General features: G+C 46.0%; 6 protein-coding genes. All 6 read left to right on the plus strand.

Annotation, left to right across the window (positions count from 1 at the left end):
- A partial coding sequence (locus GXO74_01430; protein NOZ60321.1) for a gfo/Idh/MocA family oxidoreductase occupies positions 1-454 on the plus strand: 454 nt, incomplete at its 5' end.
- 141 nt (positions 455-595) lie between these two features.
- Positions 596-1,879: an aminotransferase class V-fold PLP-dependent enzyme gene (locus GXO74_01435; protein NOZ60322.1), complete on the plus strand. Its 1,284-nt coding sequence runs from the start codon at positions 596-598 to the stop codon at positions 1,877-1,879.
- 9 nt (positions 1,880-1,888) lie between these two features.
- On the plus strand, positions 1,889-4,234 hold the full coding sequence (locus GXO74_01440; GenBank protein NOZ60323.1) for a hypothetical protein: 2,346 nt from the start codon (positions 1,889-1,891) through the stop codon (positions 4,232-4,234).
- Positions 4,235-4,414: 180 nt separating this feature from the next.
- A complete protein-coding gene (locus tag GXO74_01445; protein NOZ60324.1) occupies positions 4,415-5,413 on the plus strand; it encodes a sugar phosphate isomerase/epimerase in 999 nt (332 codons plus the stop codon).
- Positions 5,410-7,446: a hypothetical protein gene (locus tag GXO74_01450; GenBank protein ID NOZ60325.1), complete on the plus strand. Its 2,037-nt coding sequence runs from the start codon at positions 5,410-5,412 to the stop codon at positions 7,444-7,446. The genes GXO74_01445 and GXO74_01450 overlap by 4 nt, the downstream gene beginning before the upstream one ends.
- A 221-nt stretch (positions 7,447-7,667) precedes the next feature.
- A partial coding sequence (locus tag GXO74_01455; GenBank protein ID NOZ60326.1) for an alpha-mannosidase occupies positions 7,668-9,628 on the plus strand: 1,961 nt, incomplete at its 3' end.

Raw genomic sequence — 9,628 nt, forward strand, 5'->3', positions numbered from 1 at the left:
ACAGGGGAATCCCTACGAGTGCACGGCTGATGATGCGGCTTATTCCACTTTCCTGCTGGAAGACGACATCATCGCTCATTTCAATTCTTCCTGGACAGTTCGCGTCCGCCGGGATGATTTGTTTACTTTGCAGGTTGATGGAACAGAGGGGTCGGCAGTGGCAGGTTTGCGGCATTGTGTGTATCAATCCTACGAGGATACGCCGCGCCCGGTCTGGAATCCGGATGAAGACAGCGAAATTAATTATTTCGACACCTGGAAACCGGTTAAAGGACAGGATTTTTACGAGAATGCTTTTAAAGCGCAATGGGAATTATATTTGAAACACCTTGTGGCGGACGAGCCGTTTCGCTGGAATCTATTGGAAGCCGCCAAGGGCGTACAACTGGCGGAAAAAGGGATTGAAGCATGGGAGAAAAGATGCTGGGTTGATATTCCTGAATTGAAGGAGTGAACAAAAACTACTATTGTAATCAGCTAAAAAATTAACCACGCGGACTTTGCGCCCTTTTTGTGAACTCCGCGGTTAAAAAATATTTCGCTATTAAATCAAAAGTGAATTAAAGAAACGATTCTTGGAAAGAAGGTAAGAATAATGAAAAGGCGACAATTTATTCAATCGATGGGTTTAATGACCGGTGGACTTTTGCTGCAGAAAAAGGCTGCCCTGTCCGCCGCGCCGAAAAAAATAGATACAGCGCTCGCTAATGCAACGGATGAGAGCGAATTCTGGCAGGTTGTGCGCGAGCAATTTGTTTTTCCCAAAGACTATTACTATTTCAATACCGGCGGCATTGGCGCCACGCCAAGCCTGGTTATGCACGAAGTTCAGGCCAGCACCAATGAGCAGCAGATACATCCCCGGCCCGGATATGACCATGAAAAATGGCTGGAAATAAAAGAAAGTGCAAAAAAACTAATCAATAATCGCAAGAAAGAAGAAATTGCCCTGGTGGGCACAGCCACAGAAGGCATCAATATTGTGCTGAATGGATTGCCACTGAAAAAAGGCGATGAAATTATCTCTTCCACTCACGAACATGCTGCTTTGCACGTGCCCCTGCTACACAATTTGCACCGACACGGAATTCGCGTGAAATTTTTCGATCCTGATTTTTCAAACGGATTGGGAAATGTCGATCGGATAGAGAAGCTTATCACCAGAAAAACAAGATTGCTCTTCATAAGTCACGTGACGTGTACGACGGGGCAGCTTTTTCCTGTGAAAGAAATCGGTGAATTAGCAAGGGCAAAAAAACTGTGGTTTGCTCTGGACGGAGCACAGGCAGTAGGCGAAGTTCCTGTAGATGTAGCGGATTTGGGTGTTGATTTTTACGCATTCAGCGGACACAAATGGGTGCTGGGCCCTAAACGCTCAGGAATTTTTTACGTTCGCGAAGATTTGCTCGATACGTTGCAACCAACGGTAGTCGGTGCTTATTCAGACGGCGGTTTTAATGTGCGCACCGGGGAATTCAAATTGAATCCCACGGCGCAGCGGTATGAGTATGCTACGCAGAACGAAGCGCTTTTTCACGGATTGGGCAAGGCGATAGAATTTGTCACAACCATTGGCCTGGAGCGAATTCATCAGCACAATCGGAAGTTGGCGGAAAGATTTTATGCCGGTCTGCAAAATATTCCCGAGGTCGAGTTGCTTTCTCCGGAGGAAGAAAAGTATCGCACAAGCCTCATTTCTTTCAAAATAAAAAATCGCAATTTTCGTGAAGTCGGGAAATATCTGGTTGGTCGCCAGTTCCGCGTGCGCGTGGTTCCCGAGGCGGACCTTGAGGGAATTCGTGTGTCACTTCACGTTTACAATAATGAAAATCAAGTGGACATGTTGTTGGATGAAATCAAAAAATATGTAAGGAAGTAGGAGAAGCAGATGACGATTCGAGAAGCATTGAAAAAAACGAAAAAAATTCAGATTTTTGAAGATACACCGATGGTTGCGAAAACCGTGGCGGAAGAATTCAAAGGGATTTTTCCTGATATGCAAATTGAAGTAGTGAAAAAAGCAAATACGAACGAGGCCGGAGTCTTTTCCATCACCATCGGCGGTATTGATGATTTGAAAAAAAAGGGAATTGATTTTTTTGAGACGGATAAAGAGAATTTCGTTTTTTGCAAAATTGATGAGCAGGGCGCCGGCGTTCTGGCGTGCTCGCACCAGCAATTTTTATACGGATACGCCAGCAATTTGCTGGACGATGAATTGGACAAAAGTCTGGAACCATTTTTGAAGGGTAAACTGACCGAACCGGCGTTCAAATGGCAGCGGTCATGTTACGATTATTTTCTCACTCAGCCGGGCAGGATTCAGAAAAATTTGAATCGCGAGACATACATCAAACAGATGGCGAAATTTGGCTTCACTCACATCGAAGTGAATGGTCTGGCTTATCCCATGGCGCTGGAAACGGGACCCGAGGGCGAGACTTATCCCATGTTTTACACCTATTGCCCGGCGCTGGATCAGTTCGTTTACAGCGATTTGAACAAAGGACTTTATCCGTATTATTACTTGTCAGCGAATTTCAAATATTTGAAAGAAAACGCAGAGCTGGCAAAAAAATACGGCATGATTCCCGGGTTGCTCAGCTTTGAGCCCAGATCTGTGCCGGAACGATTTTTTGAAAAATATCCCATGCTGCGCGGCGCCAGAGTGGATCACCCGTTTCGCAGTTTCAAGCCGCGATACAACATGACCACAACGCATCCTAAAGTGCTGGCTCATTATGCGGAGATGCTGAAAAAAATTCTCAAGGAAGTGCCGGAAATCGAATTTTTCAGCATCTGGACGAGCGATAGCGGAGCTGGTTTTGAATATGTGAAATCGCTTTACGTCGGCAGAAACGGAGGCGCCTATCTGATTCGCGAGTGGAAAACCGACGAGGAAATCGCGCGTCAGGCAGGGGAAAATGTGCTTCGTTTCTATCGCACGCTGGCGCAGGCGGGCAAAGAAATAAATCCCAATTTTCGCGTCATTACGCGTCTGGAGCCTTTTTACGGGGAACATGATACTATCTGGGAAGGTCTGGGCGAAGGCATTGATGTCGAAGGCACGTCTCTGGCAGCAAAAGGCTGGGCAATGCCGTATTCCCATCCGAAATATCCGGACAATCATGACATCAACGGCGGCACGGTTTACCAGCTTCAATTTGACGAAAAAGAAAAACAGGCAATTGATGAATTGGAGCGAAAAAAAGCACTGGCGCATTTCTATTTTTCAGTGGGCCCGCACGTGATGTTCGATCCGATGATGGGAGTGCCATATCCGAAATTGACATTCAAACGGCTGAAGTTATTGCGCGAAAACGGAGTGAAATCCCTGGCGCATCACGGTGGAATTTTCCCGCCAGAACTTGTGCCTTACAATATCAATCATGAAATCGTAAAAAAATTCCAGACTGAGCCTGATGGCAATGTCGATGAATTTGTTGCTCAATTGGCGAAGAAATGGGCGGGAGAGAAATTAGCCGAATCATTGCTGAAGGCATGGGATTTAGCGGAAGAAGCCATTTTGGCGTATCCCAATGTAGTGCCGCTTTATTCAACTTTTGGTTTTAGCTGGTATCGGCTGTGGGCGCGGCCCTTTGTGCCAAATTTTGAAGCAATTCCCAAACGGGAGCGCGCTTATTACGAGGATAATTCCTGCACCACACCGCACAATCCGAATAACGTGGATCTCAGTCGGGATGTGTTGTTTCAGTTGACAGATTATGAGAAGTCAAAAAAGAATCTGGCGCTCATTGAAGAAAATTTGTGGGAACCGTTGAATCAGGCGATTGAGATTTTGGAGAAAGCGGTTGAAAGTGCGAACCAATCTCTTGGAAAACCGAATGTGATTTTCGACCAGCTCATTCGTCTCAAAGCGCTGCGATGCTGGTTCATGACCAATCGCAATGTTGCCGCCTGGGTGGTTGCTGTTCATGGCTATTTAAACGGGAAAAATGACGCTGAGAAAAAGAAACATCTGGAAATTTTTCAGGAGATGGTTGACAAAGAAATTGAAAATACCCGAGAATTGGAAAAATTGCTGGATTCGGGCGTGGAATTTATGTCCATGACTGACATGGGCGAAACACCGTTGATTTACGGCAGCAATTTGAAGTCACTGCTGCCGCGCCGAATCGAGTTGATGGAAAAGCATCGCTATGATGAACCATACATTGATCCGGATTACATTGAAAAGATGGCGGGGATGATGATGGAAGAGGGGAGTTATTAAGTTGAAATAGGAGATTTTCTGTTTTAGATACGAACAGACATTCCCCCGTGCCCCCACGCCAAAGGCGCATCTTCGACTTCAAAGGGGGAATCCAGAAGTCCCCCTTTGAAGGGGGATTTAGGGGGATGTTCAAAGTTGACCTAATTAATTAGTATAAATTCCTAAAAAAACGATTGAAATATGGACAGAAAAAAATTTCGCGTTGGAATTGATAATTACAGCCTGTTCCCGCTCAAGCTAAAGCCACTGGAACTATTGCAGTGGGCGAAGGAAAACGGGGCGGAAGGTGTCTCTTTTTCCGGGCTGGAGCCGGAAAATTTGAAACTCATTGACGATGGCTATTTGCGCGATTTGCGTGACTTTGCCGGGGAAAATAATTTGTATCTGGAATGGGGCGGCGCTTCGCACATTCCGCGGGACATGACTTCCTGGGCAAAAAATGATGTTTTTTCAATCAATAAAAAAGCGGCGGAGCAGGCCGAAAAATTGGGCGTGCGCGTGGTTCGTTCCTGTTCCGGCGGTTTGATGCGCTGGAAAGACGACAGCCCGTCCACGGAGACGTTGCTCAAAGAAACAGCGGAAGCGTTGAAAGCGCAAAAACAGATGCTTATGGATCACAACGTCATTTTGGCGATTGAGACGCATTTTGAATTTACCACGCATGAGATTTTGAGAATTTTTGAGTATTGCGACACTGAACCGGGCGAATATCTGGGCATTTGTCTGGATACGATGAATTTGTTGACCATGCTGGAAAATCCGGTCTGGGCGACGGAACGCGTGCTGCCGTGGATTGTTTCCACGCACATCAAAGACGGCGGTTTGCTCCCCACAAAAGAGGGCTTGAGGAGTTTTGTAGCTGAAGTTGGTAGGGGCGCTATTTATTTTTCCAAAATACTTAAACGTTTAAGCCAGCTCTCCTGGGATGTTAATTTGAACATTGAGGATCACGGCGGGGACTTCGCTTTGCCCATTTTCGATCCGTTTTTCCTGTCCAAATTTCCCGATTTGACGACCGCTGAACTGGCGAGTCTGCTGGAAATTGCGGAAATTTCCCGGCAGAAAATCGAATCGGGCGAATGCGCTGTGCTCGATCGGGCGGATTGGCCTGCTGTGTGCGAAGAACGTGTGAAACGAGACATTATCCAATTGAAGCAGATAAAAGAGGAAATTGAATGATTGATAAAAAAGAGCATGAGTATTTAGATGACCCAAAAGTCGGGCATCCTGATGTGAGAACTCGTTTGAAAGACGCGGCTTATTTTTTTCTCGGTAACGGTTTGATTCAAGCGGGGATACAAATCGCTCCCGGCGGAGAGGGAAGTCCCTACGGCCTGGCAATCATGAACCCGGAGCAATTGAAATCAAAGCGAGAATCGCTGACGTTTGATGCGGAGACCGGATTTGAAAAGACAATGATTCGCATCATTGCCGGAGAGAAAAGTTATTCGGCACAAGCGAATGAAATTCATGCCGAATGGAAAAAGGAATTGGGAGTTCCCGCTGTGTTCGTCCGGTGGGAAAAGCCAAAGTTTGCAGTGAAGGAAATTTTCTTTTGTCCTGATCGAACAACACCTGTTATGACGCGCAATGTAGAAATTCAAAATAAAACAGATGAGGAATTTTCCTTTCAATTGAAGACGGGTGTTCGGGACCAGGAAATTAACATAGATTTGAATTTGAAGAGCGGCGAAATAGCTAAAATTGGTTTGAAGTATGAATTGAATGCGAAGACGAATGAGGTGAAAGTCGAAAAAACCGACTTGATTTTTCCGGTCAGGGAAAATATCCGTTATTGGGAAAAAGCTGCTTCCGTCTCTTTCGGAAATTCGATGCTGGACTATTTTTTTGATGCGGCTCAATTTCAGTTGTCATCTGTCGTTTCCCGAACCGGAAAAGTGGATGCCTCGATCTGGCAATACAATCGGGAATGGGTTCGCGATCATTCTTTCATGGCGTTGGGACTTGTTCTGTCCGGTCATTTTGATTCTGCCAGAATTTTATTGGAACGATTGATTACCGATTTTGTGTCCGAAGACGGCGACTGCATCGATTCCAGTGTAAAAAGAGAGCCGGACGAAGTCGAACTGGATCAGAATGGCGAATTGCTCTTTGTCTTGAAAGAATATGTGTTGTGGAGCGGCGATCTGGATTTAATTGAAAAATATTGGGAAAAATTGAAAAAGACTGCCGAGTTTCCTCTGCAGCAGGTTTTCAGACACGAAGCTTCGGGTTTGTTTTTCAACACCAGGGAATTTTGGGAGCGCCATGCGATTCATGGCATTGAGCCGGGAATTGAACTTTTGTATCAGATTTTTCCTGCCATTGGTCTGGAATCGGCTGCGATTCTGGCGCGACTGCTGTCAAAAAACGAACAGGCAGAAGTCTGGGAAAAGCAGGCAGCGATGATCAAAGAGAACGTTTTGAATCACCCAAAATTCGCTCTGGTGAGAGAGCGCGGTTTTGTCAAAAGGCTCAATTTAGACGGCACGGTGCAGGAGACAATAAATCCGCAAAAAGAGTCGATTCCCGAGGGAGTGCCTTTGTGGGAAGATATTCCCCATTATCTGGATCCGGATCTCGGCGCGGCGCTGCCCATTGCGCTCGGTTTTGTCTCGCCACAGTCCGAAGTCACGCGGGCGACGATGGAGCAGTTCGAAGAACTCTGGAATCAGAGCTGGGACATCGGCGGCTACGGTCGTTACCATGAGAGTTCCGAAGCGGATTCTGCGGGACCCTGGCCTTTCCCTTCGTTGTTTGTTGCCAGAGCTGCCATGGAGACCGGGGAATACGAAAAAGTGTGGAAAATTTTAAACTGGATGAACCAGATTCCCGGAGCGATTTCAGGCGCCTGGTTTGAAATGTATGGAAATCGCATCGCTCCGCCGTATCCGCAGGTGGGAATCACTCCCTGGACGTGGGGAGAAATATTGACGCTGTGCGTGCATCACATTTTAGGAATCAAGCCCGAAGAAAAATATCTGCATTTTCGACCAAAACTTTTGCCTGGACTGGAAAATGTGGAGGCGAGTTTTCCATTGAGAAACAATCGCATCAATTTCAAAATTCGTGTTGACGCCGGAGTGAAAGCTCCTGAATTTCATGGAGATTTTCTTTTTGTAAAAGCTGAAGATGGCGGGATTTTGATTCCTTATTTGGATAGAAATATAAATGTTGAGGCGATTTTGCCGGGAATTGGAGATATGGATTAGCCACGGAGACGCAGAGGACGCGGAGATGAGCAAAAAAGCATTATTAAAAAACCAGGTTTTTGTATATGAGAGTAGTCCGGTGATTAGTATCTGCATTGAAATTATAGCATTTGAGTTGCATTTACACTGCAAAAAACCTGGTTTTTAGTGTCAAAAAATTCTCTGTGCTCTCCGTGACTCTGTGGCAAGATAGATATGAAAAAATCAAAAGGAATAGATATATGACAAAAAAGAAGTTAATTCTCGTTTGCAACGCCCATCTCGATCCGGTCTGGCTCTGGGAATGGGAAGAAGGTCTGGCGGAAACGCTTTCGACTTTCCGCATTGCAGCGAAATTTTGTGAAGAATTTGAAGGATTTGTATTTTGTCATAATGAGTCTTTGCTCTATCAGTGGACGGAAATTTACGAACCCGCGTTGTTTGAGCGAATTCGCAAACTGGTTGCAGACGGTAAATGGCACATCATGGGCGGCTGGTATGTGCAGCCCGATTGCAATATGCCTGCTGGTGAGTCATTTGTGCGGCAGATTTTGCAGGGAAAAAATTATTTCAAAGAAAAATTCGGCGTTGAACCGAAGACCGCGATTAATTTTGATCCGTTCGGACATACGCGCGGTCTGGTGCAAATTTTGAAAAAATCAGGCTACAATTCATATCTTTTCTGTCGTCCCGATGTCAATGCACTGAAACTTGACAGCGATGATTTTGTCTGGGTTGGATACGATGGCTCGGAAATTTTAGCTCGCCGGGCATCGGAGCATTACAATTCTTCCATGGGAAAATTGACGGAAAAAATCAATGGCTGGATCGAAAAACATCCGGAAGCGGAAACAGGAATGATGCTCTGGGGCATCGGTAATCACGGCGGCGGTCCTTCGCGCATTGATCTGGAATCCGTGGAGCGGCTCAAAGGTGAACTTGATGATTGGGAATTGGTTCACGGAACGCCGGAACAATATTTTTCCGAACTGGAGAAGAAAAAAGATTCACTTCCGCGGCGCGAAGCTGATTTGAATCCGTGGGCTGTCGGTTGTTACACATCCATGTCGCTGGTGAAAAAATTTCATCGCCGACTGGAAAATTTCTACTTTCAGACGGAAAAAATGGTCGCTCATGCGCATTTGCTCGGATTGATGAATTATCCGAAAAATGAATTGCGAGAAGCTCTGGAAGATTTGCTGTTCTGTCAGTTTCACGATATACTTCCGGGTTCAGCCATCAAAGCTAACGAAGATTTTGCTTTGCAAAAAATGAATCACGGCATTGAGATTCTGGATCGTTTGCGTTCGCAAGCCATGTTCAGAATGATCGCCGGTTTCGCACCGGCGCAGGAAGATGAATTTCCGATTTTTGTTTACAATCCTTTCCCGTATGATGTGACTGAAACCGTGGAAATAGAATTTCAGCCGCCGGAGCCCAATTTTGACTGGCAGGTGGAATTAACGCCGGAGATTTTTGATGAGAACGGCGACCGGGTAATTTTTCAGGTTGAAAAAGAGCGCAGCAATATTCAGGTGGATCATCGCAAACACGTTGTGTTTCGCGCATTGCTCAAGGCGTCTTCGGTGACGCGGTTCACCTGTTTCTTGCGAAAGAAAACGCACGCCTCGCCGAAATTTAAGATTCAACTGGGCACCCAGCAAAAAATTAACGTTCCGACCGAGAGAGGTGAGGTTGTGATAAATTGCGCCACTGGTTTGCTGGAAAAATATAATTTTGACGGCGCGGATTATTTGAAAAAAGGCGCCGGGAAGTTGCTGCTGGTGAGCGACTATCCCGATCCCTGGGGCATGGTTGTAACTTCATTCCGAAATGTCGAGGAAGAGTTTCAATTGATGACAGCGGAAGAGAGTGCTGATTTTGCCGGTATTTCTGACCGCAAATTGGCTCCGGTGAGAATCATTGAAAACGGAGAGATTCGCACAGTTGTTGAGGCGCTTTTCAAATGCAGAAGTTCTCAAGTGGCAGCCAGATATTTCATTGACAAAAAAACGGGCGAAGTGGAAATTCGACTGCACGTTTTCTGGCTGGAAAAAGATAAAATGCTGAAATTGGCTTTTCCGACGAATTTTTCTGACGGCGCCTGCTGGGGACAGGTGGCTTACGGCAGAGAAAAATTTGTGCAAAACGGCGAAGAACTGGTCGCGCAAAAGTGGGTTGCTGTGACATCTGCCGACGAGAA

It is taken from the genome of Calditrichota bacterium (genome assembly GCA_013152715.1).
In the GTDB taxonomy this organism is placed as follows: domain Bacteria; phylum Zhuqueibacterota; class Zhuqueibacteria; order Thermofontimicrobiales; family Thermofontimicrobiaceae; genus 4484-87.